Below are 26,339 nucleotides of genomic sequence, written 5' to 3' on the forward strand. Positions count from 1 at the left end.
TTTGTAAAAAGTCACGATTGACGAATGTCAGGAATTGTGGGAAAATGTCACATGTACGGCGTTAAAAGTATAACAAGAACCACATATTGAAAGGAGTTTTAAAACATGATTTATTCACATGAAGTAGAGATGATGTGTCCGGTAGCACAAGGTGCAAATCACGGACCAGCTCCGATTCCGGAAGAAGCAAAATGGGTACAGGCAAAAGAAGTGAAAGATATATCCGGTCTGACACATGGTGTAGGCTGGTGTGCTCCGCAGCAGGGAGCCTGTAAGCTGACACTGAATGTAAAAGACGGAATCATTCAGGAAGCTTTAGTTGAGACAATCGGGTGTTCAGGAATGACTCATTCTGCAGCTATGGCATCAGAAATACTTCCCGGAAAGACTATTTTGGAAGCATTGAATACAGATCTTGTCTGTGATGCTATTAACACAGCCATGAGAGAATTGTTTTTACAGATTGTATACGGAAGAACACAGAGTGCATTTTCCGAGGATGGTCTTCCAATAGGTGCAGGTCTGGAGGATTTGGGAAAAGGACTTCGTTCTCAGGTGGGTACAATGTACGGTACATTAGCCAAAGGTCCTCGTTACCTGGAAATGGCAGAAGGCTATGTGACAGGAATCGCATTGGATGCCAATGATGAGATTATCGGATATCAGTTTGTAAGCATTGGAAAACTGACAGATTTCATCAAGGCCGGAGATACGCCTAACGAAGCATGGGAAAAGGCACAGGGCCAGTACGGACGTGTTGATGAAGCTGTAAAGATTATCGATCCCCGTAAAGAATAACAGGGAAAGATTATTGATGTTACATAACAGGCAGCACAGAATAAATCAGGAGGACAATTAAATGGCTTTATTTGAATCATATGAAAGAAGAATTGATAAAATCAATGATGTTTTAAACAGCTATGGCATTGCTTCTATTGAAGAGGCAGAAAAAATTACGAAAGATGCCGGGCTTGATGTATATAACCAGGTTAAGGGAATCCAGCCGATATGCTTTGAGAATGCCTGCTGGGCATATATTGCAGGTGCAGCTATCGCAATCAAAAAAGGATGCACAACTGCAGCTGCAGCTGCAGCTGCAATCGGTGAAGGTCTTCAGGCATTCTGCATCCCGGGCTCCGTTGCTGACCAGCGAAAGGTAGGGCTTGGACACGGAAATTTAGGAAAGATGCTTCTGGAAGAAGACACAGACTGCTTCGCATTTCTGGCAGGACACGAGTCCTTTGCGGCAGCAGAAGGTGCTATCGGTATTGCAGAGAAAGCGAACAAAGTGCGTAAAAAACCTCTCCGTGTAATCTTGAACGGTCTTGGAAAAGATGCTGCAAAGATTATCTCCAGAATTAATGGATTTACATATGTACAGACAGAATATGACTACTACACAGGAGAACTCAAAGAAGTCGAGAGAATTTCTTATTCTGAAGGACTTCGTGCAAAGGTAAACTGCTATGGTGCAAATGATGTGCGTGAGGGTGTCGCAATCATGCATAAAGAAGGGGTAGACGTATCTATCACAGGGAACTCTACAAACCCGACTCGTTTCCAGCATCCGGTGGCAGGTACATATAAGAAAGAGTGTATCGAACAGGGTAAAAAATACTTCTCCGTGGCATCCGGCGGCGGTACAGGACGCACACTCCACCCGGATAATATGGCAGCAGGTCCGGCTTCCTACGGTATGACAGATACAATGGGACGCATGCACTCAGATGCCCAGTTTGCAGGGTCTTCCTCTGTGCCGGCCCATGTAGAGATGATGGGACTGATTGGGGCAGGAAACAACCCGATGGTTGGAATGACGGTGGCCGTGGCGGTTTCAATCGAAGAGGCTATGTCCCAGAGATAGGGGTGTTTATTGACAGGTCACAAGTGACCGGAAAAGATGCACTTAGATATCTGACGAAACAAGAGAGACGCCCTAATATTGCGGCATTTGAGGATATTACAGTAAAATAAATAATGAAGCTATACATTGCTTTGCTAGGCAGTAAGAACAAATATCCATTCTGTTGCACGTCGAGACGTGTGTACTTTTGTCACGCAGAGATATCAACACTGTGAAAATTACGATGGAAGTGAAGCAGAAAGATAAGGTTAATACGAAGCCAACCTATAGCCGTATTAAGGAGTATATCTTAGAAACTTATGGGATGAAGGTACACACAGCTAATATAGCACAGGCAAAGAGAGAGTGTGGATTAGAACCGAAGCAAGCATCCAATAGAAAGACAGATGAATTTGCAACCCGTCCATGTTCTCAAGAAAAAATGGAAGTGATTAAACAAGCATTTTGTCATTTTGGTATGATAAACGAAATATAGAAAGTAAGGGGCAGCCAGAATAAAAGCTACCTCTTATTTTTTTGTCGGAAATAAAACAGATTGATATATTGACAATCATCTATGTAAAGAATATATTATACATAGACAATCATCTATATAAGGAGGTTTGAAATGGGAATAAAGTACAGTCAGAATGTTGAATTATTTAAGGCACTGGCAGATACAAACAGGCTTATGATTGTTGATATGCTGTCATGTGGAGAACTTTGTGCCTGTAAAATCTTAGAGAAATTTAACATCAAGCAACCAACACTTTCACACCACATGAAGATTTTATGTGAGTGTGGGTTGGTAAATGGTCGCAAAGAGGGAAAGTGGATGTATTATTCCTTGAATGGCGAAAAAGTACAGGACTTTAAGAATTTCTTGTGTGCGATTACAACAGACAAAGAAGATTGTATTTGTAAGGAAGGGGGATGTATCTGTGGAAAAGAGTAAACAGGACATTGGTTTTTTTGAAAGGTATCTGACTGTTTGGGTTATCCTTTGCATGGTGGTAGGAGTGTTAATTGGGCAGTTTCTTCCGGCTATTCCATCCTTTTTAGGTAAACTGGAATATGCACAGGTTTCTATCCCGATAGCCATTTTGATATGGCTAATGATATTTCCGATGATGTTAAAGGTGGATTTTGCGAGTATTAAGAATGTCGGTAAGAATCCAAAAGGTTTATTTGTGACGTGGGTAACGAATTGGCTGATTAAGCCGTTTACCATGTTTGGTATTGCCAGTCTTTTCTTCTTTGTGGTATTCAAGGCTTTGATTCCTGCGGACTTAGCAAAGGATTACTTAGCCGGAGCGGTATTACTCGGTGCGGCTCCATGTACGGCGATGGTCTTTGTGTGGAGCCATTTAACAAAAGGTGACCCAGCATATACCGTGGTACAGGTAGCAACGAATGACTTGATTATACTTGTAGCATTTACACCGATTGTAGCGTTCCTTCTTGGCATCGGGGGTGTGTCTATTCCGTGGGATACTTTGCTTCTTTCGGTTGGGTTGTTTGTTGTTATCCCGCTTGCGGGCGGTATTATCACACGGATACAAATTGTCAGGCGAAAGGGTGAAGATTATTTTAATAACGAGTTTATCCCCAAATTCAGTAATGTAACTATCATTGGATTGTTACTGACATTGGTCATCATTTTTTCATTTCAAGGAAAAGTGATTTTGGATAATCCACTCCACATTGTCTTGATTGCTATACCGCTAATCATTCAAACATTCCTGATATTCTTCATCGCATACTTGGCGAGTAAGGTATTGAAGCTGCCCCATGACATAGCGGCTCCAGCGGGAATGATTGGAGCATCGAATTTCTTTGAACTTGCTGTTGCTGTTGCCATTGCTCTGTTTGGCACACAATCCCCCGTTGCACTGGCTACGATTGTCGGGGTATTGGTGGAAGTGCCAGTGATGCTTGTACTTGTGCGGATAGCAAACAAAACGAAGGGGTGGTTTAAAGAATGAAAATGGTAACAATAGAATTTCTATATCTCGATTTAAATACCTGTGAACGGTGTGTTGCAACCAGTGATACATTGGATGAAGCAGTAAGGCTCTTGGTTCCAGTGTTTCAGACCTTGGATTACACTGTAGAAGTTATGAAAATCAATGTTACTACGAAGGAATTGGCAGAACAATACCACTTCATCAGTTCACCTACCATCCGTGTAAATGGTGTGGATATATGCAGTGAACTGAAAGAAAGCAACTGCAAGGATTGCGGTGATCTGTGCGGTGACAGCGTGGATTGCCGGGTGTTCGTTTATGATGGTAAAGAGTACGAACAACCACCTGTGGCTATGATTGTGGATGGTATCCTAGGTGTTCTTTATGGAAGGGAATATAATGCCGAAGTATCTTATGAATTACCCCAAAACCTCAACAATTATTTCAGAAGGAGAGAATCAATTATGAAAACTATGTATATTTATGAGCCTGCTATGTGCTGTGAAACCGGAATCTGTGGTGTTGGTGTTGACCCCGAATTGCTCCGCATTTCTACGGTGATTAATAATCTGAAAAAGAATGGTGTCAATGTTACACGTTACAACCTCAATAATTTCCCGCAAGAGTTTATTGACAATCGGGAAATCAACAAACTGATTAACGGTGAAGGCGGTGTAGACTTACTTCCGGCAACCATGATTGATGGTGAAATTGTAAAGACAAAGCAGTACCCGACCAATGCAGAGATTATGAATTGGCTTGACATTCCAGAGGATTATCTAAGCGAGGGAAAGAGTGACCAGGGGGGCTGTTGTTGTGAGGGAGGATGTTGTTAATGCAAGCATATGACTTGAAAAAAATAAGTTTGACGAAGTATCTGTTCTTTACCGGAAAAGGAGGAGTAGGTAAGACTTCTACGGCTTGTGCGACAGCAGTAACCCTTGCGGATGAAGGGAAGAAGGTATTGCTTATCAGTACAGACCCGGCTTCTAATCTGCAAGATGTATTTGCAACGGTGCTCACAAGCAAAGGCATCCCCATCCCAGAGGTTCCGGGCTTGGTGGTTGCAAATCTTGATCCGATGCAAGCGGCGGCAGAGTACCGGGAGAGTGTGATAGCTCCTTTCCGTGGCAAGTTACCGGAAGCGGTAATTGCCAATATGGAAGAACAGCTATCCGGTTCCTGTACGGTAGAGATTGCCGCTTTCAACGAGTTTTCCCATTTCATAACGGATGAACAGGCACAAATAGATTATGACCATATCATTTTCGATACGGCACCAACCGGGCATACGTTGCGAATGTTACAGCTTCCGTCGGCATGGAGTAATTTTATCAGTGAGAGTACACACGGAGCATCTTGTCTGGGGCAACTTTCTGGTTTGGAGAGTAAGAAAGAGATTTATAAAAAAGCAGTGGAGACATTAGAAGATGGAGAACTGACAACTTTACTTCTGGTTTCACGCCCGGAAGAAAATCCTTTAAAGGAAGCAGAACGGGCTTCTAAGGAGCTTTCTGACTTGGGTGTCAGGAACCAGATGCTAATTATCAATGGGGTACTTCCATCCTACGATGATGAAGTATCAAGACGTTTATATGATAATCAACAATATGCACTTAAGCATATCCCGGCGGTAATTGATAGCATGGAGACATATTCCGTTCCACTTAGGGCTTATAATATCATGGGTCTTGATAATATTCGGAGCCTGTTGGTAAGAGATAATTTGGAACTAGGAAGTGATACATTGAAAACATCTGAAATTCCGGGGCTTAGTAAGGTTATTGATGATTTGTATCAAAGCCGTAAGCGGGTTATATTTACAATGGGTAAGGGCGGTGTAGGAAAGACTTCCATTGCGGCGGCAATTGCCCTTGGATTAAATCAGAAGGGCGAAAGAGTACATCTTACTACAACTGATCCGGCGGCGCATTTGAAATATGTTGTGGAAGAAAACAGTGGCATTACAATGAGTCACATTGACGAAAAGGAAGAGCTTAAGCGTTATCAACAAGAGGTACTTAAAAAGGCAAGGGAAACCATGTCAGAAGATGATGTGGCATATGTGGAAGAGGATTTGCGTTCCCCATGTACACAGGAAATTGCCGTATTCCGGGCTTTTGCAGAAATCGTTGAAAAGGCAGAAAATGAAATCGTGGTAATTGACACAGCTCCAACCGGGCATACGTTATTGTTGCTTGATTCCACCCAAAGCTATCACCGCGAAGTAAAACGTACACAGGGCGATATTCCCGAATCAGTGAAAAAGCTGTTGCCCAGACTTCGCAATAAAGTGGAGACAGAAGTAATCATTGTCACACTTGCCGAGACTACTCCGGTCTATGAAGCTATGCGTTTAGAGGAAGATTTAGAGCGTGCAGGGATTGCGGCGAAATGGTGGGTTATCAATTCCTCCCTGTATGCTACGGAAACAACCAATCAACTTTTAAAAGCAAAGGCAAGCCATGAAATTGAATGGATAAATAAAGTGGATGAAATTTCTGACGGGAATTTTGCAGTCATTAAATGGAGTACGGATGAAGTCAAAGGAGATAAACTACTTCACGTTTAAGGGAGAAAATATGAAAAAGGTTGCGTTTATATGTGTTCATAATTCCTGCCGTTCTCAAATGGCAGAAGCACTTTGCAGACATCTGGCAGGGGATACTTTTGAATGTTATTCTGCCGGAACCGAGACGAAGCCACAAATAAATCAGGATGCGGTCAGGCTAATCAAAAAGCTATATGGTATTGACATGGAAGAAAAGCAATATTCTAAGCTGTTATCGAATATACCGCCTGTTGACATAGTCATAACAATGGGATGCAATGTTGAATGTCCGTTTCTCCCATGTGATTATCGTGAGGATTGGGGATTGGCTGACCCTACTGGAAAGAGCGATAGTGAATTTGTCGAGGTGATTAAGAGGATAGAGGAAAGAATTTTAAACATGAAGCATAATTTTAGCGTGTAGACATAAAAAACTGGCGGTTGAGTCCTGCCAGTTTTTTATATTCAGTATAGTAATGCAATAGTGTTACCTGTTGTTTGGGGAACAGATTTCAAGCATCAATTTTGCCCCTGTCTTAAAACCGTCACCATCCGAACTCTTGATGAAATGCCAATGCTCATCACTTATATAAGGCTGAACCTTGGACCAGTCAAGGAGTGAGGTATCTGCCTGTGGATAATTATTTAGTGTTTTATCTGCCGGATGAATCCAAAAATACAGTAAATGTTATCCGAATTATGTATGCTGGTAGAGATGTCCTTGAACAACTAAGTGAGACAAACACGTAACTATTTCTGCAATGTTACTCCTACATTCAGTTCTATTCCCGCAGTAACATGATTTTTGTCACCTGTGTACGGAAGATAATATTTTTCTTTTACTTCTTTTTATTTATATAATTTCAAGAAAAAACTCCAGTGATTAAAATATGATTGATGAAAAAATAAATATCTAGTATACTGTGGCTAAAAGGAAGGTGATTCAATGCTGGAAGTTCAATTTTATAAACAAGTTGCAGACGATAAATTAAAGTTTGCAGTTATTGTTGCCCAAAGTGAAGGCAAATGGGTTTTCTGCAGACATGAAGAAAGAGCTACATATGAGTGTCCGGGTGGGCACAGGGAAAAGGGCGAATCTATTCTTGATACTGCTAGGCGGGAACTTCATGAAGAAACTGGAGCATTGGATTATAGTATAAAGCCAATTTGTGCTTATTCAGTTATCGGGAAGAACAGAGTCAATGAAACCGGCAAAGAAACCTTCGGAATGCTATATTATGCAGATTTAAAGAGGTTTTCCCGAGAATTATGCAGCGAAATAGAGGAAGTAGTCTTATTGGATACTTTGCCGGTCAACTGGACTTATCCTGAAATCCAGCCCAAATTACTTGAGAAAGCTGTTATGGAAGTTTGAAAAACCAGGGACTGGAATAATATGTTGGAAGAAGGTGCATAAATTTGTTAGATGTATTATTAAATCGAAGAAGTGTCAGGCAGTATACGGGGGAGAAAATTCCAGCGGAAAAACTGGAAAAAATTCTGCAGGCCGGTTTGCTGTCCCCGTCAGGGAGAAAACGGAAACCATGGGAATTCGTGGTGGTACAAGAAACCGGAACTTTGATGAAGCTTTCTCATTGCCGTCAGGGGGCTGCCGGGATGCTTGAAAATGCCGGATGTGCAATTTTAGTATTTGCGGATCCAGAAAAAACAGACGTCTGGACCGAGGATTGCTCTATTGCAATGAGTAATATGCATCTTATGGCTGACAGTTTAGGTTTGGGCAGCTGCTGGATTCAGGGAAGATGCCGGAAGGCCGAAAATGAAAAATCTGCAGAGGAGGTTTGCAGGAAAATCCTTGCTGTTCCAGATCAATATGTATTGGAAGCAATATTATCAGTGGGCATATGGAAAGAACATCCGCCGGCTCATACATTAGAGGATATAGAGATTGGAAAAGTGCATTACGAGAAGTTTTAATTGTCTTGAATATAAATATCTTATATCAGGGCATTTCAAAAAGGGTCACTTGTTAATGGAAGATTTAGTAGGTGAATTATGATCGGAGAAATTGTCACCGTAACTGTAGACAGACCAATGGGAACATGCCATCCGGAATATCCGGATATGCGTTATCCTGTCAATTACGGATATATTAAAGGGTGTATGTCGTCTGATGGAGAAGAGCAAGATGTCTATGTTTTAGGGGCAAATAAATCTGTTGAAGAATTTACAGGTAAAATCATTGCAATCATTCACAGAAATGATGATGTTGAGGAAAAGTGGGTGGTTGCACCTGAAAACAAGATGTTCTCAAAGGAGGAAATCATAAGACAAACACATTTCCAAGAACAGTATTTTAACATAAGAATAAAAATGTAAAACAAAAACAGGCGGAGGAATAATGAAAAGAGAATCTTTTAAGACAATTAAATTAACTGATAAAGAGAAGGAACTATTGAGAGAAGAAATATCAGCTTTTTATCTGGATATCCGTGGTGAGCAGATTGGTATTATTGAGAAGGAACAGCTGTTGGATTTGTTTGCGGAAAATCTTGTGCCACTTATATACAACAGGGCATTGGATGATGCTAGAAAATGGTACCAACAGCAGCAGGATAATATGGAAACCGATTATTACATGTTATACAAAGAGTTATAATAACGTCCAATATTATCAGAATTTAAACAATACTGCTGCAACCATACAAATATCGCTGGGTACATGGTATCTATTAAACAGAGAGTATATAAAAGTATTAATCCATATGTTTTCGCACAATGCAGGCAGCAACACCTGCTATACAAAGACCAAGCAGTGTATTGTGCATGGAGCCGAATACATCCAGTCCGCCTCTTACTCCATTCAAAATTTCAAAGGACTCAAAGGACTCAGGTAAAAAAGAACACAGGAGAAAAGACACATAAGATGCCACGTACAGGAAGATATAAGAGAATAATCCCCTTCCGGTATCTTGCCTGTATATTTTTCTGCCGTCCCGGACTTTTACTTTTGTTAAAGACCACAGCAGTGCAATGAATTCGAAAACAAGAAAAACAGCAGCAACAGCAGCATAGCCGGCCAGTGTATAATTTTTTTCTTCCAGAATGGTCAGGGGATCACCGTAAGGGGCTGCACCACGCCAGAAATTAGAGGCAAGCACATACAGTGTTCCTGCCGTAATAAGGAATGATACAATCCTTACAACAGAACGTGCAACACGGTAGATAGCTTTGGTCCCATATTTGGCAGTTTTCTTTGCCGGAGACAGTAAATTAGGTATACGGGATGCAGATTTTCTGCGGCGGCTCATCTGCCGGGACGAGTTGCTGTAATCATTGCGGGAACCTCTGGGGCCATAGGAACATTCCTCTCCATCATAATCATCTGATGGGTATCTGTTTGCACCATAAGAATCCTCATCGTCACCGTCCCAATCATATTTATCGTCTGAGTCATAAACATCCGAATTATAATCATCTGATGCGTAGTTATCTGCCGGGTTTTGCAGAGGGGTATCCATAACGATGGTCTCATCGGACAGATCTTTTGTCACAGGCTTCGTATCAAAACTATATGTAAACGGGACTTCTTCTTCATAAGTCACTTCAAAATCATCATCAAAGGGTGTAGTGCTTTTTGTACCTTGCATTGAAATTCTCCTCTTTTCTTTGCTGCATGTCATTGTATAACTTTTTTTATATATACTCAAGGGTTAACATAGAAAATTCATAAAGTTCTAAGAAATATTCCATATTTTTTATAAAAGTAGTAAAATAAAAAAGTTGTAATGCTATTTAACACAGTGACATGTTAACACTTTACTTTAAGGGTGTGCCGCTGTGCAGGATATGCAATTATGAGGTATTCAGACAGGGCACATAAATGATAACAGATATGACAGAAGGAGAACCATCAAGGGTTCTATGGAAATTCACAGTTCCTATGCTGATCAGTGTAATGTTTCAGCAGTTTTATAATGTTGCGGACAGTGTAGTTGCAGGGAAATTCGTAGGAGTTAATGCCCTGGCTGCAGTCGGGGCATCTTATGCAATTACGATGATTTTTATGGCTGTGGCCACAGGGCTGAACATCGGATGTTCTGTGGTGGTCTGCTATTTTTGTTTTTGTATAATATATGTACAGGGATAGCGGGGTATTCGGCGGGAATGAAGATCAATACCTTTGCAATTATATCCTTTACTACACTTGGGAACGGTGTGTCCAGCTTTACAGCACAAAATCTTGGGGCCGGCAGAACCGGACGTGTTGTAAAAGGATTCAAAGCTGGTATTACTCTGGTGCTCTGTGTGGCAATTCCGGCATTCCTGCTGTTTTTCTTTGCAGCCCGGCCGCTGGCAGAACTGTTTATGAGTGCGGGCGGCGAAAGAGCAGCTAATGTGGGTGTGGAATTTTTGAGAATCGTATCCCCTTTCTATGTGGTTGTCTCCTTTAAGCTGATATCAGACGGAATACTAAGAGGAGCAGGGGCGATGAAAGCTTTTATGATCTCTACATTTTCAGATTTGATACTGAGAGTCGTTTTGGCCTTTGTTCTGTCCGGCTTGTGGCAGGATACAGGCAAATGGAAAAAGCAGCAGATCATCTAGCAGCCTGGAATTGACGTTTTGTCTGAAATCCAGTATGATAGACAAAGTGAGACAAAATAAAGGAGCAGTCTATGAATGTGTTAAATATAGAGCATATCAGCAAAATATACGGAGAAAAGGTGATTTTTGACGACGTGTCATGTGGAATCCAGGAGGGGGATAAGATTGGTATCATTGGCATGAATGGAACCGGGAAGACTACGATGCTGAGAATGATAGCAGGCATGGAGGAAGCGGACAGCGGGCAGATTATAAAGCAGAATGGTCTGCGAATCGCATATCTTACACAGAATCCGCAATTTCCTGAAGATGCTACCGTATTATCCTATGTTTTGGAAGGAATACCGGAGTCTGACTGGACTGCTAAAAGTGAAGCAAAAAGTGCACTCAGCAGGCTGAATATTACAGACTATGACGAACAGATTGCGCACCTTTCTGGGGGACAGAAAAAAAGAGTTGCTCTTGCAAAGGTGCTGGCAGCCCCCTTTGATGTTTTACTTCTGGATGAGCCTACCAATCATTTGGACGGTGAGATGATTATATGGCTGGAGGATTATCTGCATCGATTTAGGGGCGTTATAATCATGGTGACACATGACAGATATTTTCTGGATAAGGTTACAAACAAGATTCTGGAAATCAGCCACGGGCAGGTTTACAATTATGAAGCGAACTACTCTAAGTTTCTGGAGATGAAGGCACAGCGGGAAGAAATGGAACTGGCGACCGAGAGGAAGCGCCAGAGTGTGCTGCGCATGGAGCTTGAGTGGGCAAAACGGGGATGCCGGGCCCGGAGCACAAAACAGAAGGCAAGGCTGGAAAGATTGGAGACACTAAAGAAAAGTACCGGCCCGGCGGCAGATCAGTCTATGGAACTGGAATCTGTGGGAACCAGGATGGGAAAGAAGACAGTAGAACTGCACCATATAAGCAAGAGCTATAGCGGCAGGAAACTGATAGAGGACTTCAGCTACATTGTTCTGAAGAATCAGAGACTGGGATTCATTGGACCTAACGGCTGCGGAAAATCTACTTTGCTGAAGATTATGGCAGGGCTGGAAGAGCCGGATGAAGGGAAGGTGGAAATCGGTGAGACTATTCAGATGGGGTATTTTGCCCAGGAAGTGCCTGATATGGACACAGAACAGAGGGTTATTGACTATGTAAAAGATATTGCAGAATATGTTTCCACAAAGGAGGGGAAAATTACGGCATCCCAGATGCTGGAGCGTTTTCTCTTCACGCCGGATATGCAGTATGCTCCCGTCAATAAGCTTTCAGGGGGAGAAAAGAAGAGACTCTATCTCCTCAGTATTCTTCAGTCAGCCCCTAATTTTCTTGTGCTGGATGAGGTAAGCAATGATATCGACATTCCAACTATGACGATTTTGGAAGATTATCTGATTTCTTTTCCGGGAATTGTCGTCACTGTGTCTCATGACAGATATTTCCTGGATAATGTGGCGGACAGAATTTTTGAATTTGACGGGAATGGGCATCTGCAGCAGTATGAAGGCGGTTATACTGATTACCTGGAAGCAAAGGCAAGGACACAGTCTTTGTCAGGGTCAAAGACAACAGACAAGCGGGAAACAGAAAATGACACTTCTGCAAAGGAGAGTCAGGGCAAGAGATGGAAACAGAATCATGCTGTGAAATTGAAATTTTCTTATAAAGAGCAGAAAGAGTATGAAGCCATAGATGAGGATATAGAGATTTTAGAAGAGCAGATTGCAGGTTTGGAGGAAGACATCCTGGCCAACGCTACAAATTCTGTAAAGTTGTCCGAACTGATGGGAAATAAGCAGCAAAAGGAAAAAGAGCTTAGCGAGAAAATGGATCGATGGGTTTATCTAAATGATCTGGCTGAAAAAATAGAAGCACAAAAGGCGGATGTATAAGGAACTAAAAAGGAGACAAACAAAATGAAAAAACCTGTACTTGTAATTATGGCTGCCGGGATGGGAAGCCGATACGGAGGTCTAAAGCAGATTGACCCGGTGGATGAAGAAGGGCATATTATTATGGATTTTTCTATATATGATGCCAGAAGGGCCGGGTTTGAAAAAGTTATTTTTATAATAAAGGAAGAACATGCAGAAGATTTTAAGAAAAGCATCGGTGACAGAATCAGTGAGTTCATGGAAGTGGAGTATATCTACCAGAAGCTGAACAGTCTGCCCCGGGGTTTTGAGGTTCCTTCGGGCCGTGTAAAACCTTTCGGTACCGGACATGCTGTTTTGAGCTGCAAAGACGTAATTGACGGACCATTTGCCGTGATTAATGCAGATGATTATTATGGAGTGTCTGCGCTGCAGTCTGTTTATCAGTACTTATCTGTGTTCGAGGACGATGAAAAGTACCGGTATGCCATGGTTGGATACCGTCTGGTGAATACGCTTACGGAGAATGGTTATGTATCAAGAGGAGTGTGTGAGATAGATGAAAAGGCATATCTGACCGGAATTACAGAAAGAATCCATATTGAGAAAACAAGAAAGGGGGCCGCCTATACAGAGGACGAGGGCAATACATGGACCGACATTGACGAGAATAGCATTGTTTCTATGAATATGTTTGGTTTTACAAAAAGTATGTTAAAGGAGCTGGAGGAACGTTTTTCTGTGTTTCTGGAAGAGAATCTTGCACAATCTCCTTTGAAATGTGAATTTTTCCTTCCGACAGTAGTGGGTGAATTGATTCACGAAGGAAAAGCATCTGTAAAAGTACTGCAGTCAGAGGACAAATGGTATGGTATTACATATAAAGAGGACAAACAGAGTGTAGTGGACGCTGTTGCAAAAATGAAGAAACAGGGAATTTATCCCCATCATCTGTGGAAATAGCTGACAATCACATGGGGACATGCAAAAGCAGAAGAACAAGGAAGGAGACAAGGATCATGGCGATTTTAGTAGCAGGCGGAGCCGGTTATATCGGCAGCCATACATGCGTGGAACTTTTGAAAAGAGGATATGAAACAGTTGTAATTGACAATCTGTACAACTCCAGCGAAAAGGCTCTGGAAAGAGTGGAGGAGATCACAGGAAAAGCAGTGAAATTTTATAAGGGGGATATTCTAAACAGGGAAGACCTGGAGCTTGTCTTTGAGAATGAAGACATTGAGGCTGTGATTAACTTTGCAGGACTTAAAGCCGTGGGAGAATCCGTGACAAAGCCTTGGGAATATTACTATAATAATATTGCCGGGACTCTGGTTCTCTGCGATGTAATGCGCAGGCACGGGTGCAAAAGCATGATATTCAGTTCTTCTGCAACTGTTTACGGAGATCCCGCAGAAATACCAATTACAGAGGAATGCCCAAAAGGAGAAATTACGAATCCTTATGGAAGAACCAAGGGAATGCTGGAGCAGATCCTGACGGACCTTCACACGGGCGATCCGGAGTGGAATATCATGCTTCTCAGATATTTTAACCCCATCGGTGCACATGAGTCCGGCTTAATCGGAGAGGACCCCAAGGGGATTCCGAATAATCTGGTTCCTTACATTGCACAGGTGGCAGTGGGAAAACTGGATTGTCTCGGTGTTTTCGGAGATGACTATCATACACCCGACGGTACAGGAGTAAGAGATTATATCCATGTTGTGGATTTGGCTGTGGGTCATGTGAAAGCTATTGAAAAAATGAAGACATGCAAAGGCGTACATGTCTATAATCTGGGAACCGGAGTGGGTTACAGCGTGCTGGATGTGGTGAAGGCCTATGAGAAAGCCTGCGGTAAAGAGATACCGTATCAGGTGAAACCCCGCCGTGCAGGCGATATTGCAACCTGTTACTGTGATGCATCTAAGGCCAAGGAAGAACTGGGATGGACAGCTGAAAGAGGAATTGAAGAGATGTGTGCCGATTCATGGAAATGGCAGTCTATGAATCCGGACGGATACCGTAGTTAACAAGCAGTATCCATGAAGGACAATTAAAAATGCTGTAAAAACCCGTCAGATTCTTGATTATATGATCTGATGGGTTTTCTATTTAGCTGTAGAAAAACTGCTTGACAAAATAGCCATGGCTTGCTATGATAAAAAAACAGAACGCACTCTGTTTTAAGTTTCTTAAGTCACAGGAGGAAAGTGGGGAGGCATATGAGAAGTCAGGTTTATTCATTGCTGGTCGACAACAATCCGGGTGTATTGAGCCGGATTGCAGGTCTTTTCAGCAGGAGAGGGTACAGCATCGACAGTATTACAGCGGGGATGACGGCAGATCCCAGGTTTACGAGAATTACAGTTGTAGCAACAGGGGATGAACTGATTCTGTCCCAGATTGAGAAGCAGGTAAGAAAACTGGAAGATGTGGTTGAAATTAAACTCCTAAAGGAAGGCGAATCTGTCTGCAGAGAGCTGATCATGGTAAAGATTCGTGCCAACGCTGCAGAACGGGCGGAAATCATTTCTATTGCCGATATATTTAGAGCAAAAATTGTGGATGTGGAAAAAGAATCCATGACAGCAGAACTCACCGGCAACCAGTCCAAACTGGATGCATTTTTGAATCTTCTGGACGGCTACGAGATACTGGAACTGGCAAGAACAGGAATCACAGGACTGGCAAGAGGAAGCAAGGACGTCACATTTATTGACTAAAAGAAAGCGTTTATAGTGTTTATATTTAGGAAAGCTAGAGGACCGTCATGTATAGTATTGATACAAAACCGGGACCTTTAACTCATATAATTTCATGTATGATCGGACGAATTAGGTTCGGCAATACGGATTAGGAGGAATGTTTAAGATGGCAGCAAAAATTTATTATCAGGAAGATTGCAACCTTTCCCTACTGGAAGGCAAGACAATCGCAGTTATCGGTTACGGAAGCCAGGGACACGCTCATGCGCTGAACCTGAAAGAATCAGGCTGCAATGTAATTGTTGGACTGTATGAAGGCAGTAAATCCTGGGCTAAAGCAGAGTCCCAGGGATTTGCAGTATTTACAGCGGCAGAAGCAGCAAAAAAAGCAGATATTATCATGATTCTGATCAACGATGAGAAACAGGCAGCGATGTATAAGAAGGACATTGAGCCGAACCTGGAAGAAGGCAACATGCTGATGTTTGCTCATGGATTTGCCATCCATTTTGGGCAGATCGTGCCGCCACCGTATGTAGATGTTACGATGATCGCGCCAAAAGGTCCCGGACATACAGTAAGAAGCGAGTACGAAGTGGGAAAAGGTGTTCCGTGCCTGGTGGCTGTCGAGCAGGATGCATCCGGAAAAGCATTGGACCGTGCACTGGCATATTCACTCGGAATCGGTGGAGCAAGGGCAGGTGTTTTGGAGACTACATTCAGAACAGAGACAGAGACAGACCTCTTTGGTGAGCAGGCTGTACTTTGCGGCGGTGTATGCGCACTGATGCAGGCAGGCTTTGAGACACTGGTGGAGGCAGGTTACGATCCGAGAAATGCATACTTTGAGTGTATTCATGAGATGAAGCTGATTGTAGACCTGATTTACCAGTCTGGGTTCTCAGGAATGAGATATTCCATCTCCAATACAGCAGAATATGGTGACTATATTACAGGACCTAAGATTATTACAGAAGACACTAAGAAGGCAATGAAAGAGATACTGAAGAACATCCAGAACGGTTCCTTTGCAAAAGATTTCCTGCTTGATATGTCAGATGCAGGCGGTCAGGCTCACTTCAGGGCAATGAGAAAACTTGCAGCGGAGCATCCGTCAGAGAAGATAGGAGAGGAAGTAAGGAGACTTTACAGCTGGAGTGATGAGGATAAGCTGATTAATAACTAAGATTAAATATAAGCTTAAGAGCTGCGGACTCGTGTTTGTTCACGAACCCGGCAGCTCTTATTTGATATCTGAATGGTTACAAAAAAAGAACATCTGCCTGACGGAAGCGGATGCCCTTTAGCTTCTATGATATTATTAATTAAGCGAGTGCATTTACTGCTTTTGACAAACGGGAAATCTTTCTTGCAACTGTGTTCTTGTGATAAACACCCTTGCTTCCTGCTGCAGAAATTTCTTTAATAGCAGTCCTTAATGCTGTCTTTGCTGCCTCTGTATCATTCTGTGCTACTGCAGTCTCCACTTTCTTTACCGAAGTCTTAACTTTTGACTTGATTGCCTTGTTCCTTGCAGTTTTTGTCTCATTTACTAAAATCCTTTTCTTAGCAGATTTAATGTTAGCCAATCTGTACACCTCCAAATATGTGAAATTTTCAAATTGTGAAATTATAATCCCGCTGAAGTCGGACACGGACGCATCAACGAAACATACTCATTCATTTTATGATAAGGAACTATGGTTGTCAATACATATTTCAGAAAATATTGCGAAAACTAGTTATAAATGTTAGTCAAAGACTCGCAGCAAGCTGACGGGGCATCAAACTTGTAGCGCAGCAAGCGGAGGGCTCTTTGACCCTCGCGGCAGTCGCCAAATGGAAATGCAAGCATTTCTGCTTGGCTCGTTGCTCGCGGGAATAAAGGAAAAGCGAGGACTGGAGATGTTGGAAAAGTATAGTATTAGGACAGATTTGGCTCTGGAGGAAAAGGAACGGTTTGAAGCAGACAATGTGGAAGTTCAGGGTGTTGTTCTGGAGGAAGAATACGATGAAGAAAAGGAAATCCGTGTTTCCAGAGTGCGTATTGAAACGGAAAATGGAGCAAAAGTCATGGGGAAGCCTGTAGGTACTTACCTTACTTTGGAAGCTCCGAATCTGGCTGTTCCGGATGAAGGGTATCACAGAGAAATATCTGAGAAACTGTCCGGTTTCATCCGTGAATTGATTGAGGGGACTGGAATACAGGAGAAGGACGATTTATCGGTGTTGATCGTGGGGCTGGGAAACAGGCAGGTGACCCCGGATGCACTGGGGCCTTTTGTAGCTGACAATCTCTGTGTGACAAGACATATTGTAAAAGAGTATGGAAAATATGCTATGGGAATGGAACATGCAAATATGGTGAGTGCCATTGTACCCGGTGTAATGGGGCAGACGGGAATGGAGACAGTGGAGATTGTTAAAGGCGTGATTAAAGAAACAAAGCCGGATATCGTGATTGCTGTGGATGCGCTGGCCGCCAGAAACAGCAGGAGACTGAACAGAACGATACAGATAGCTAATACAGGGATTAATCCGGGCTCAGGAGTTGGCAATCACAGGAATGGGCTCACGAAAGATTCTCTTGGAATCCCAGTCATTGCAATCGGTGTGCCTACCGTGGTGGATGCGGCAACAATTGTAAATGATACTATGGAAAACCTGATTCAGGCATTAGAAACCTCGGAGACTCTCAAAGGAGTAGGGGATGTTCTGCGCACATATAATGCGGCAGAAAAATATGAGCTGGTAAAAGAACTGATTTCCCCGCATTTGAACGGAATGTTTATGACGCCAAAGGATGTGGATGAAATGGTGAAGCAAATCAGCTATACCATTTCTGAAGGCATGAACATGCTTTTTACCAATGCCGGGCAGGCATAAAAGTCAGACGATAGTCATATAAATGAAGAAGAGCAGGGGCGCTATTGTGCCCCTGATATATGTTGTTTTGAAAGAAGGCGGTGTATGAAACAATCGGATTTTTCCCGCATGGCAGTGTCTGTTTTTGGGATTCTGGCATGCATTGGGGTTACATACATAATTGGAAAAAGTATGGTGGGGGAATGGAAGTATGAGAGTCAGGAGACTCTTCAAAAATATACGGAAGAAATGTACATGCCAAGCCTGGCTTATATGAAAGAAGATCCCAGGCCCACAGCGGCAGAATGGATAAAGGAAAGAGCCTATTCCTGGCTTCCTCTGGTGAAATATGTGGAGCAAAAAGAACCCTATGAATCTGCAATGGAAGACGAAGAAACGATTGCAAAGATATTGGAGGCTCAGGCAAATGATGAAAATATGGTAGATGAAGATGGAAATCTTGTGGGAGAAAGCAAGCCGGTGCAGGAGGAGCCTGTCATACCGCAGGGGCAGTCTCCTATTGACATGTCTATTGAAAAATTGCGGGACTTCCAATACCTTCTTTCTAACTTTTATACGGTGGACAGTACAACAATGATTGGACCGGAGCAGTTGAATGTAGATGATCTCCTTGGAAGAAATATGAAAATTGACAAAGGCACCGGAGGACCCAAAGTACTTATTTTTCATTCCCACTCTCAGGAGACATTTGTGGATTCTGTACCCGGAGATACAAGTACCAGTATTGTGGGGGTAGGAGAATATCTGACACAGTTATTGAACCAAAAGGGAATTGAGACTATCCATGATACCGGGGTTTATGATATTATCAATGGGCAGCTGGACAGAAGTAATGCATATGAAAACGCAGAGGCCTCCGTCCGTCCGGTGCTGGAAGCCAATCCTACCATAGAAGTGGCTATAGATCTGCACAGGGACGGTGTAAATCAGGATACTCATCTGGTAACAGAGGTGAATGGAAAATCTACAGCGCGGATTATGTACTTTAACGGGTTAAGCCGAACCAGGATGAATGGGGATATCGCATACCTGAACAATCCTTATATTCAGGATAATCTTGCATTTTCGCTGCAGATGGAGTTGGACTCCGAGAATAAATATCCGGGGTTTGCACGGCGCATTTATCTTGCCGGATACAGATATAATCTGCATCTGCTGCCAAAATCATTGTTGATTGAGGCCGGTGCTCAGACAAATACGGTGGGAGAAATGATGAATGCCATGGAAGTTCTTGCAGATGTACTCACTGGTGTGGTGTCGGAATAAAGGTAACAGTGTCTAAAATTCGCATGGCTGAACTTGTACATATTTGAAAAAGATAAAAGTTTATGATAATATGGACGAAGACTTTTTAAGGAGAAATATATGGAAAATAAAAATACTTATGATGCGGACAGTATTGCTGTATTGGAAGGTCTGGAAGCGGTCAGAAAAAGACCGGGTATGTATATAGGAAGCGTCTCAACGAAGGGACTGAATCATCTAATCTATGAGATTGTGGACAATGCGGTGGATGAGCACCTTGCAGGCTGCTGTACAGAGATTCATGTAACCCTGGAGAGGGATGGCTCGGCCACTGTAGAGGACAATGGCCGGGGCGTCCCTGTTGGTATGCATAAAAAAGGTGTGTCTGCCGAGCGTATTGTATACACCACACTGCATGCAGGAGGTAAATTTGACGATTCTGCATATAAGACAAGCGGTGGTCTTCACGGAGTTGGATCCTCCGTAGTAAACGCACTTTCGACCTATATGGACGTACAGGTCAGCAGAGAAGGTGCAGTTCACCATGATCGATACGAGCGGGGGGTGCCGGTCATTGAACTGGAAAATGGTCTTCTGCCGGTGATCGGCAAGACAAGAAAAACAGGAACTAAGATAAATTTCCTGCCGGATGATACGATTTTTGAAAAAACAAAATTTCGGGCCGAGGAAGTAAAGAGCCGTCTGCATGAGACTGCATATCTAAATCCAGAGCTTACCATTATCTTTGATGACAAAAGAGCTGAATCCCCGGAACACGTTGTATACCATGAGCCGGACGGAATCATAGGGTTTATTGAGGAAATGAATCAGAAAAAAGAAGTGATCCATGAACCTGTTTATTTTAAGGGTATGTCAGAAGGCATTGAGGTGGAGATTGTATTTCAGTACATCAATGAATTTCATGAAAATGTGTTGGGATTCTGTAATAACATTTACAATGCTGAGGGAGGGGCTCATCTAACCGGCTTTAAGGCTACATTTACAACAGTCATGAATCAGTATGCAAAGGAGATTGGAATCTTAAAGGAAAAGGATGCCAACTTTACTGGTGCGGACATTCGCAACGGCATGACAGCTATTATTTCAATCAAACATCCGGATCCCCGGTTCGAGGGGCAGACAAAGACGAAACTGGACAACCCTGATGCTGCAAGGGCTGCCGGTAAAGTAACAGGAGATGAGATCACGCTATACTTTGACCGCAATCTGGAAGTTTTGAAGAAGGTCCTTTCCTGTGCAGAAAAAGCATCAAAAATCCGAAAGACAGAGGAAAAGGCAAAGACCAACCTTCTGACAAAGCAGAAATACTCTTTTGACAGCAACGGAAAGCTGGCAAACTGTGAGAGCCGGGATGCAAAGAAGTGCGAGATATTTATTGTGGAAGGGGATTCCGCCGGCGGCTCGGCAAAGACTGCGAGAGATAGAAGTTATCAGGCAATCCTGCCCATCCGGGGAAAAATCCTCAATGTGGAGAAAGCAAGTATTGACAAGGTATTGGCAAATGCTGAAATTAAGACGATGATAAATGCCTTTGGCTGTGGCTTTTCCGAGGGTTATGGAAATGATTTTGATATTAGCAGGCTGCGGTATGATAAGATTATCATTATGGCGGATGCAGATGTGGATGGTGCGCATATTTCCACACTTTTGTTGACTTTATTTTACCGTTTTATGCCAGAATTGATTTACGAGGGCCATGTGTATATTGCAATGCCGCCTTTATATAAAGTCATGCCCAAAAAGGGGAAAGAAGAATACCTCTATGACGACAAGGCTCTGGAAAAATACAGAAGGACTCATGAAGGCTCATTTACCCTGCAAAGGTATAAAGGTTTGGGCGAAATGGATGCCCATCAGCTCTGGGAAACCACCCTGAATCCGAAAACAAGGCTGCTGACACTGGTGGAAATTGAGGATGCACGCATGGCATCGGGTGTGACCGAAATGCTGATGGGGACAGAGGTGCCCCCCCGTCGTTCCTTCATATATGAAAATGCTACAGAGGCCGAACTGGATATCTAAATCAAGGAGAGAAAAAAATGAGCAGTGAATCACAGATAATCAGGACAGAATATTCCGATATTATGAAGAAGTCTTATATTGACTATGCCATGAGTGTTATTATAGCCAGGGCTCTGCCGGATGTGAGGGACGGTCTGAAACCGGTGCAGCGGAGAACTTTGTACGATATGTATGAGCTTGGAATCCGATATGACAGGCCATATAGAAAATGTGCGCGTATTGTGGGGGATACTATGGGTAAATATCATCCTCACGGTGACAGCTCAATATATGAAGCACTGGTCGTACTGGCCCAGGAATTTAAAAAGGGTATGATTCTTGTGGATGGCCACGGTAATTTCGGATCCATTGAAGGCGATGGAGCGGCTGCCATGCGATACACAGAGGCCAGACTTGCAAAATTTACCCAAGAAGTATATCTTGGAGATCTGGATAAAAATATTGTAGATTTTGGACCGAACTTTGACGAGACAGAAAAGGAACCCCTTGTCCTGCCTGTGCGTGTGCCCAACCTTCTCGTAAACGGTGCGGAAGGAATTGCCGTAGGTATGGCTACCAGCATTCCGACCCATAATCTTGGGGAAGTAATCGATGCCGTGAAGGCTTACATGAAAAATAACGAAATCAGCACTAAACAGCTGATGAAGTATATCAAAGGCCCGGATTTTCCCACAGGCGGTATTGTAGTAAACAAGGATGAACTTTTAAATATTTATGAGACCGGACAGGGGAAAATCAAAATCCGCGGAAAAGTGGAGGCTGAAGAATTAAAAGGCGGCAAACGGCAGCTGGTAATTACGGAAATCCCTTATACTATGATAGGGAGTGGTATCGGAAAGTTCCTGAATGATGTATACAATCTTGTAGAGTCCAAGAAGACCGGGGACATTGTGGATATTTCTAACCAGTCCTCCAAAGAAGGCATCCGCATCGTGCTGGAGTTGAAAAAAGGAGCGGATGTAGAGAACCTGAAGAACATGCTCTACAAAAAGACCCGGCTGGAGGATACTTTCGGTGTAAATATGCTGGCAGTGGCCGATGGAAGACCGGAAACACTTGGGCTGAAGGCGGTCATTGAACATCATGTGGACTTTCAGTTCGAGTTGATGACCAGAAAGTACACCACACTTCTTCAGAAAGAGCAAAAGAAAAAGGAAGTGCAGGAAGGGCTGATTAAAGCCTGCGATGTTATAGATTTGATTATAGAGATTCTCCGGGGAAGCAAGTCGGTGAAAGATGCAAAAGCCTGCCTTGTGAATGGCGTGACAGAGAATATCAAGTTTAAGTCCGCGATATCAAAAAAAATGGCAGCCATGCTCAGGTTTACAGAAAGTCAGGCCACAGCTATCCTTGAGATGCGGCTGTACAAGCTGATCGGACTGGAAATTGAGGCTTTGCAGAAGGAACATGAAGAGACTATCAAAAACATTGCCCGATATGAAGATATTTTAAATAACTATGACTCTATGGCGAATCTTATTATGGACGAGCTGGATGCCTATAAAAAAGAATATGGACGGAAGCGCCGCACAATAGTTGAAAACGCCAGGGAAGTTATATTCGAAGAAAAGAAAATTGAGGAGCAGGAAGTCGTATTTTTAATGGACAGATTTGGTTATGCGAAGGCCATTGATGTGGCAACCTACGATAGAAATCGGGAGGCTGCCGACAGTGAAAACAAGTATGTGATTCACTGCATAAATACTGAAAAAATCTGTGTTTTTACAGATACCGGGAAGCTGCATCAGATAAAGGTACTGGATGTTCCTTTTGGAAAGTTCCGTGATAAGGGGACGCCTGTTGACAATCTCAGCAACTATTCCAGTAGTGAGGAACAGATTGTTATGATCTGTGACGCAAAGCAGATACGTTTTGCAAAACTTTTGTTTGCTACAAGGCAGGGAATGCTTAAGAGAGTGGAAGGTGCAGAATTTCAGGCGTCAAAAAGGACCGTAGCTGCGACAAAGCTTCAGGAGCAGGACGCCCTCATCAGTGTAAATGTAGTCACAGAGAGTCAGAATGTGGTCCTCAGAACAAAAGGTGGTTATTTCCTGAGGTTTCCGGTCGCAGAAGTACCGGAGAAGAAAAAGGGAGCAATCGGAGTGAGGGGAATCAAACTTCAGAGGAATGATGAACTGGAACAGGTATATCTCTTCGAAGAAGGAACGGAAGCAAAAGTACCTTATGGAAAAAAGGAAGTAACCTTGAACCGGCTGAAGCAGTCCCACAGAGACACATTGGGCACAAAGAATCGGAATTAGGGGGGATTTCCTGTTTTCCCTTGATTTTCTGAATAAATGGTGCTATACTTACCTCAGTTATATGGAACCAGCGAAAGAGTGAACGAAAGTTCACTCTTCTTTATGTAATAGAAAAGTTCGTCTCTTTTACATAGAAACCCGACTGGGGATGTGGCAGAATATATAAAAGCACATAGAAAGGAAGTTTGGCGTGTCGAGGAAAGAACAGTATGAACAGCAGACAGAAAAGCTGTTAGAGCCGATTGTAACGGGATTTGGATTTGAACTGGTGGATGTAGAGTATGTAAAAGAGGCCGGTACATGGTATCTGCGTGCTTACATTGATAAGCCCGGCGGTATTACCGTGGATGACTGTGAGGCGGTCAGTAGAAAGTTTTCGGGAATATTGGATGAAAAGGATTATATTGCGGATGCATATATTTTTGAGGTGAGTTCCCCAGGATTGGGCAGGCCACTGAAAAAAGAGAAAGACTTTAAGCGGAGTCTGGGAGAAGAAGTGGAAATAAAAACCTACCGTGCGATTGACAGGCAGAAGGAATTTACCGGGATATTGAAGGATTATGATAAAGATACTGTTACGATAGAGTATGAGGATGGAGCTTCACAGGTTTTCCAAAAAAGTGAGATAGCCTTGGTCCGCTTAGCTTTGGACTTTTAATTTTTAGGAGGAAATTACAATGAATACAGAACTATTAGAAGCGTTGAATATTCTTGAACAGGAGAAGAACATCAGCAAAGAAACGATGATGGATGCAATTGAAAATTCGCTTATCAGTGCATGTAAGAATCATTTTGGTACAGCTGAGAATATTAAAGTGATTATGGATAGGGAAACCTGTGATTATGCAGTATATGCTGAGAAAGAAGTGGTAGAGGAGGTCATGGATCCGGCGTTGGAGATTAGTTTGGAAGAGGCCGAGAAGATTGATTCAGCACTTCAGCTTGGGGATGTTGCTCAGGTCCCGGTTGAATCCAAGTCCTTCGGAAGAATAGCAACGCAGAATGCAAAGAACCTGATTCTTCAGAAAATCAGGGAAGAAGAGAGAAAGGTTGTTTATGATCAGTACTTTGAAAAAGAAAAGGATATTGTAACAGGTATTGTGCAACGCTATATAGGACGCAATATCAGTATTAATCTGGGAAGAGCTGATGCCATATTGACAGAGAATGAGCAGGTCAAGGGGGAAGTTTTCCAGCCTACAGAAAGAATTAAACTTTATATTGTAGAAGTGAAAAACACGCCAAAAGGTCCTAAGATTCTTGTGTCCAGGACTCACCCGGAATTTGTGAAACGTCTGTTTGAGGCGGAAGTAGCAGAAGTGAGGGACGGTACAGTGGAGATTAAGAGCATTGCCCGTGAGGCAGGCTCTCGTACAAAAATGGCAGTATGGTCCAACGAGGAGAATGTAGATCCGGTAGGTGCATGTGTGGGGATGAACGGTGCCAGGGTGAATGCCGTTGTAAATGAGCTTAGAGGAGAAAAAATAGATATCATTAACTGGGATGAAAACCCGGCTCTTTTAATTGAAAATGCATTAAGTCCGGCAAAAGTTATTTCGGTAATGGCAGACCCTGATGAAAGAGCGGCAAGTGTTATCGTGCCGGATTACCAGCTTTCACTTGCCATCGGAAAAGAGGGACAGAATGCAAGGCTTGCGGCCCGGCTTACCGGATATAAGATAGATATAAAGAGTGAGACACAGGCAATTGAATCAGGAGATCTCCCGGAAGACTATATGGAACAGATGGGCATGAATCCGGAAGGGTATGAAGGTGACTATGAAGAACAGTACTAAGAAGATTCCTATGCGTAAATGCGTTGGCTGCGGCGAAATGAAGCCAAAAAAGGAAATGATTCGTGTTCTGCGTACAATGGAAGGTGATTTTGTACTTGACGCTACCGGCAAAAAGAATGGCCGGGGAGCCTATCTGTGCCGTTCACAGAACTGTCTGGAAAAAGCAGATAAAAACAAAGGCCTGGAGCGTTCTTTTAAACAATCAATTCCTGAGGAGGTATATGAGCATCTGAAGAAGGAGATGAGTGAGATTGATCCAGAATAGAGTGCTATCCCTGATAGGGCTTGCTACCAAGGCTGGAATGACGGCAAGCGGTGAGTTTATGACGGAAAAGGAAATAAAGTCAGGTAGGGCAGCTCTGACAATTGTTGCAGGTGACGCGTCTGATAACACAAAACGCAAATTTCGCAATATGTGTGGATTTTATAAAGTTCCAATTTATTTTTACGGAGATAAAGATACCTTAGGGCATGCAATGGGAAAAGAATTCCGTGCATCTCTGGCAATATTGGACAAAGGATTTGCAAAGGGAATTCAGAAACAAATAGAAGCAGAAGACAATTCAATTGCATAGAGGAGGTAG

At 42.9% G+C, this 26,339-nt stretch carries 30 protein-coding genes and 1 pseudogene; 29 read left to right on the forward strand and 2 right to left on the reverse strand.

The genetic code is table 11. From position 1 onward, the window contains the following. Window positions 1-105 precede the first annotated feature (105 nt). The 14 genes and pseudogenes from BN3456_RS11470 to BN3456_RS11525 all read left to right on the forward strand — a co-directional run bounded on the left by BN3456_RS11470 (window position 106) and on the right by BN3456_RS11525 (window position 8,981). Window positions 106-798, forward strand: coding sequence for an iron-sulfur cluster assembly scaffold protein (locus tag BN3456_RS11470; RefSeq protein WP_089984277.1), 693 nt, complete (start codon window positions 106-108; stop codon window positions 796-798). Window positions 799-859: 61 nt separating this feature from the next. Then, on the forward strand, window positions 860-1,864 hold the full coding sequence (locus tag BN3456_RS11475; protein WP_089984278.1) for a GGGtGRT protein: 1,005 nt from the start codon (window positions 860-862) through the stop codon (window positions 1,862-1,864). A 187-nt stretch (window positions 1,865-2,051) separates the two neighbouring features. Further along, window positions 2,052-2,339: a 23S rRNA methyltransferase gene (locus BN3456_RS11480; RefSeq protein WP_141654515.1), complete on the forward strand. Its 288-nt coding sequence runs from the start codon at window positions 2,052-2,054 to the stop codon at window positions 2,337-2,339. Window positions 2,340-2,471: 132 nt separating this feature from the next. Beyond that, window positions 2,472-2,798 carry an ArsR/SmtB family transcription factor gene (locus tag BN3456_RS11485; RefSeq protein WP_089984280.1) on the forward strand — a complete coding sequence of 109 codons (327 nt, stop codon included), beginning with the start codon at window positions 2,472-2,474 and terminating at the stop codon, window positions 2,796-2,798. Further along, on the forward strand, window positions 2,785-3,828 hold the full coding sequence (gene arsB, locus BN3456_RS11490; RefSeq protein ID WP_278280300.1) for an ACR3 family arsenite efflux transporter: 1,044 nt from the start codon (window positions 2,785-2,787) through the stop codon (window positions 3,826-3,828). The genes BN3456_RS11485 and arsB overlap by 14 nt, the downstream gene beginning before the upstream one ends. A 2-nt stretch (window positions 3,829-3,830) precedes the next feature. Next, window positions 3,831-4,166, forward strand: a pseudogene (locus BN3456_RS16340) (DUF2703 domain-containing protein); the annotation flags it as partial. A 108-nt stretch (window positions 4,167-4,274) separates the two neighbouring features. Further along, complete coding sequence (gene arsD, locus BN3456_RS15935; protein ID WP_176699189.1) at window positions 4,275-4,646, forward strand: arsenite efflux transporter metallochaperone ArsD; 372 nt, start codon at window positions 4,275-4,277, stop codon at window positions 4,644-4,646. Then, the gene (gene arsA, locus BN3456_RS11500) at window positions 4,646-6,382 is read left to right on the forward strand and encodes an arsenical pump-driving ATPase (RefSeq protein WP_089984282.1); all 1,737 of its coding nucleotides are present in this window, start codon (window positions 4,646-4,648) and stop codon (window positions 6,380-6,382) included. Before arsD ends, arsA begins: the two co-directional genes overlap by 1 nt. A 10-nt stretch (window positions 6,383-6,392) precedes the next feature. Beyond that, a complete protein-coding gene (locus tag BN3456_RS11505; protein ID WP_089984490.1) occupies window positions 6,393-6,785 on the forward strand; it encodes an arsenate reductase ArsC in 393 nt (130 codons plus the stop codon). A 209-nt stretch (window positions 6,786-6,994) separates the two neighbouring features. Continuing rightward, window positions 6,995-7,111 carry a hypothetical protein gene (locus BN3456_RS16605; RefSeq protein WP_347458047.1) on the forward strand — a complete coding sequence of 39 codons (117 nt, stop codon included), beginning with the start codon at window positions 6,995-6,997 and terminating at the stop codon, window positions 7,109-7,111. A gap of 196 nt (window positions 7,112-7,307) precedes the next feature. Further along, entirely contained in the window at window positions 7,308-7,736 is a 429-nt protein-coding gene (locus tag BN3456_RS11510) for an NUDIX hydrolase (protein ID WP_176699178.1), read from the forward strand. A gap of 44 nt (window positions 7,737-7,780) precedes the next feature. Further along, on the forward strand, window positions 7,781-8,299 hold the full coding sequence (locus tag BN3456_RS11515; protein ID WP_347458048.1) for a nitroreductase family protein: 519 nt from the start codon (window positions 7,781-7,783) through the stop codon (window positions 8,297-8,299). A gap of 78 nt (window positions 8,300-8,377) precedes the next feature. Then, complete coding sequence (locus BN3456_RS11520; RefSeq protein ID WP_089984284.1) at window positions 8,378-8,701, forward strand: inorganic diphosphatase; 324 nt, start codon at window positions 8,378-8,380, stop codon at window positions 8,699-8,701. A 22-nt stretch (window positions 8,702-8,723) separates the two neighbouring features. Then, window positions 8,724-8,981 carry a DUF2164 family protein gene (locus BN3456_RS11525; protein WP_176699179.1) on the forward strand — a complete coding sequence of 86 codons (258 nt, stop codon included), beginning with the start codon at window positions 8,724-8,726 and terminating at the stop codon, window positions 8,979-8,981. A 97-nt stretch (window positions 8,982-9,078) separates the two neighbouring features. On the opposite strand, the gene BN3456_RS11530 is transcribed toward BN3456_RS11525, so the two are convergent. Continuing rightward, window positions 9,079-9,972, reverse strand: a complete 894-nt coding sequence (locus BN3456_RS11530; RefSeq protein WP_089984285.1) for a hypothetical protein — start codon at window positions 9,970-9,972, stop codon at window positions 9,079-9,081. A gap of 233 nt (window positions 9,973-10,205) precedes the next feature. Between BN3456_RS11530 and BN3456_RS16610 the strand changes: the two genes are divergently transcribed. The 7 genes from BN3456_RS16610 (at window position 10,206) to ilvC (ending at window position 16,710) form a co-directional block, all read left to right on the forward strand. Then, window positions 10,206-10,472 (forward strand): MATE family efflux transporter, encoded by a 267-nt coding sequence (locus tag BN3456_RS16610; protein WP_347458049.1) that lies wholly within the window; start codon window positions 10,206-10,208, stop codon window positions 10,470-10,472. A 17-nt stretch (window positions 10,473-10,489) separates the two neighbouring features. Next, window positions 10,490-10,930, forward strand: coding sequence for an MATE family efflux transporter (locus BN3456_RS16615; RefSeq protein ID WP_347458050.1), 441 nt, complete (start codon window positions 10,490-10,492; stop codon window positions 10,928-10,930). Between the two features lie 71 nt (window positions 10,931-11,001). Continuing rightward, the gene (locus BN3456_RS11540) at window positions 11,002-12,831 is read left to right on the forward strand and encodes an ABC-F family ATP-binding cassette domain-containing protein (RefSeq protein WP_089984286.1); all 1,830 of its coding nucleotides are present in this window, start codon (window positions 11,002-11,004) and stop codon (window positions 12,829-12,831) included. Window positions 12,832-12,855: 24 nt separating this feature from the next. Beyond that, window positions 12,856-13,776 carry a nucleotidyltransferase family protein gene (locus tag BN3456_RS11545; RefSeq protein WP_089984287.1) on the forward strand — a complete coding sequence of 307 codons (921 nt, stop codon included), beginning with the start codon at window positions 12,856-12,858 and terminating at the stop codon, window positions 13,774-13,776. A 56-nt stretch (window positions 13,777-13,832) separates the two neighbouring features. Beyond that, window positions 13,833-14,849 carry a UDP-glucose 4-epimerase GalE gene (galE, locus tag BN3456_RS11550; RefSeq protein WP_089984288.1) on the forward strand — a complete coding sequence of 339 codons (1,017 nt, stop codon included), beginning with the start codon at window positions 13,833-13,835 and terminating at the stop codon, window positions 14,847-14,849. Window positions 14,850-15,041: 192 nt separating this feature from the next. Further along, the gene (gene ilvN / locus BN3456_RS11555) at window positions 15,042-15,542 is read left to right on the forward strand and encodes an acetolactate synthase small subunit (RefSeq protein WP_089984289.1); all 501 of its coding nucleotides are present in this window, start codon (window positions 15,042-15,044) and stop codon (window positions 15,540-15,542) included. Between the two features lie 148 nt (window positions 15,543-15,690). Beyond that, window positions 15,691-16,710 carry a ketol-acid reductoisomerase gene (gene ilvC / locus BN3456_RS11560; RefSeq protein WP_089984290.1) on the forward strand — a complete coding sequence of 340 codons (1,020 nt, stop codon included), beginning with the start codon at window positions 15,691-15,693 and terminating at the stop codon, window positions 16,708-16,710. A gap of 139 nt (window positions 16,711-16,849) precedes the next feature. On the opposite strand, the gene rpsT is transcribed toward ilvC, so the two are convergent. After that, window positions 16,850-17,113: a 30S ribosomal protein S20 gene (gene rpsT, locus BN3456_RS11565; protein ID WP_074180230.1), complete on the reverse strand. Its 264-nt coding sequence runs from the start codon at window positions 17,111-17,113 to the stop codon at window positions 16,850-16,852. A gap of 316 nt (window positions 17,114-17,429) precedes the next feature. On the opposite strand from rpsT, the gene gpr reads away from it, so the two are divergent. From gpr to BN3456_RS11605, 8 genes are all read left to right on the forward strand, one after another. Continuing rightward, entirely contained in the window at window positions 17,430-18,410 is a 981-nt protein-coding gene (gene gpr / locus BN3456_RS11570; protein WP_089984495.1) for a GPR endopeptidase, read from the forward strand. An 84-nt stretch (window positions 18,411-18,494) separates the two neighbouring features. Beyond that, window positions 18,495-19,676 carry a stage II sporulation protein P gene (spoIIP, locus tag BN3456_RS11575; protein WP_089984291.1) on the forward strand — a complete coding sequence of 394 codons (1,182 nt, stop codon included), beginning with the start codon at window positions 18,495-18,497 and terminating at the stop codon, window positions 19,674-19,676. A gap of 99 nt (window positions 19,677-19,775) precedes the next feature. Beyond that, window positions 19,776-21,698 carry a DNA gyrase/topoisomerase IV subunit B gene (locus tag BN3456_RS11580; RefSeq protein ID WP_089984292.1) on the forward strand — a complete coding sequence of 641 codons (1,923 nt, stop codon included), beginning with the start codon at window positions 19,776-19,778 and terminating at the stop codon, window positions 21,696-21,698. A 17-nt stretch (window positions 21,699-21,715) separates the two neighbouring features. Then, window positions 21,716-23,959, forward strand: coding sequence for a DNA gyrase/topoisomerase IV subunit A (locus tag BN3456_RS11585; protein WP_089984293.1), 2,244 nt, complete (start codon window positions 21,716-21,718; stop codon window positions 23,957-23,959). A gap of 190 nt (window positions 23,960-24,149) precedes the next feature. Continuing rightward, window positions 24,150-24,617, forward strand: coding sequence for a ribosome maturation factor RimP (gene rimP / locus BN3456_RS11590; RefSeq protein WP_089984294.1), 468 nt, complete (start codon window positions 24,150-24,152; stop codon window positions 24,615-24,617). 19 nt (window positions 24,618-24,636) lie between these two features. Then, a complete protein-coding gene (gene nusA, locus BN3456_RS11595; RefSeq protein ID WP_089984295.1) occupies window positions 24,637-25,755 on the forward strand; it encodes a transcription termination factor NusA in 1,119 nt (372 codons plus the stop codon). Then, window positions 25,739-26,020, forward strand: coding sequence for an RNase P modulator RnpM (locus BN3456_RS11600; protein WP_242862867.1), 282 nt, complete (start codon window positions 25,739-25,741; stop codon window positions 26,018-26,020). Before nusA ends, BN3456_RS11600 begins: the two co-directional genes overlap by 17 nt. After that, window positions 26,007-26,330 carry a L7Ae/L30e/S12e/Gadd45 family ribosomal protein gene (locus BN3456_RS11605; RefSeq protein ID WP_089984296.1) on the forward strand — a complete coding sequence of 108 codons (324 nt, stop codon included), beginning with the start codon at window positions 26,007-26,009 and terminating at the stop codon, window positions 26,328-26,330. Before BN3456_RS11600 ends, BN3456_RS11605 begins: the two co-directional genes overlap by 14 nt. Window positions 26,331-26,339: the final 9 nt, after the last annotated feature.

It is taken from the genome of Clostridium sp. C105KSO13, assembly GCF_001517425.1.
Classification (GTDB): Bacteria; Bacillota; Clostridia; order Lachnospirales; family Lachnospiraceae; genus Muricomes.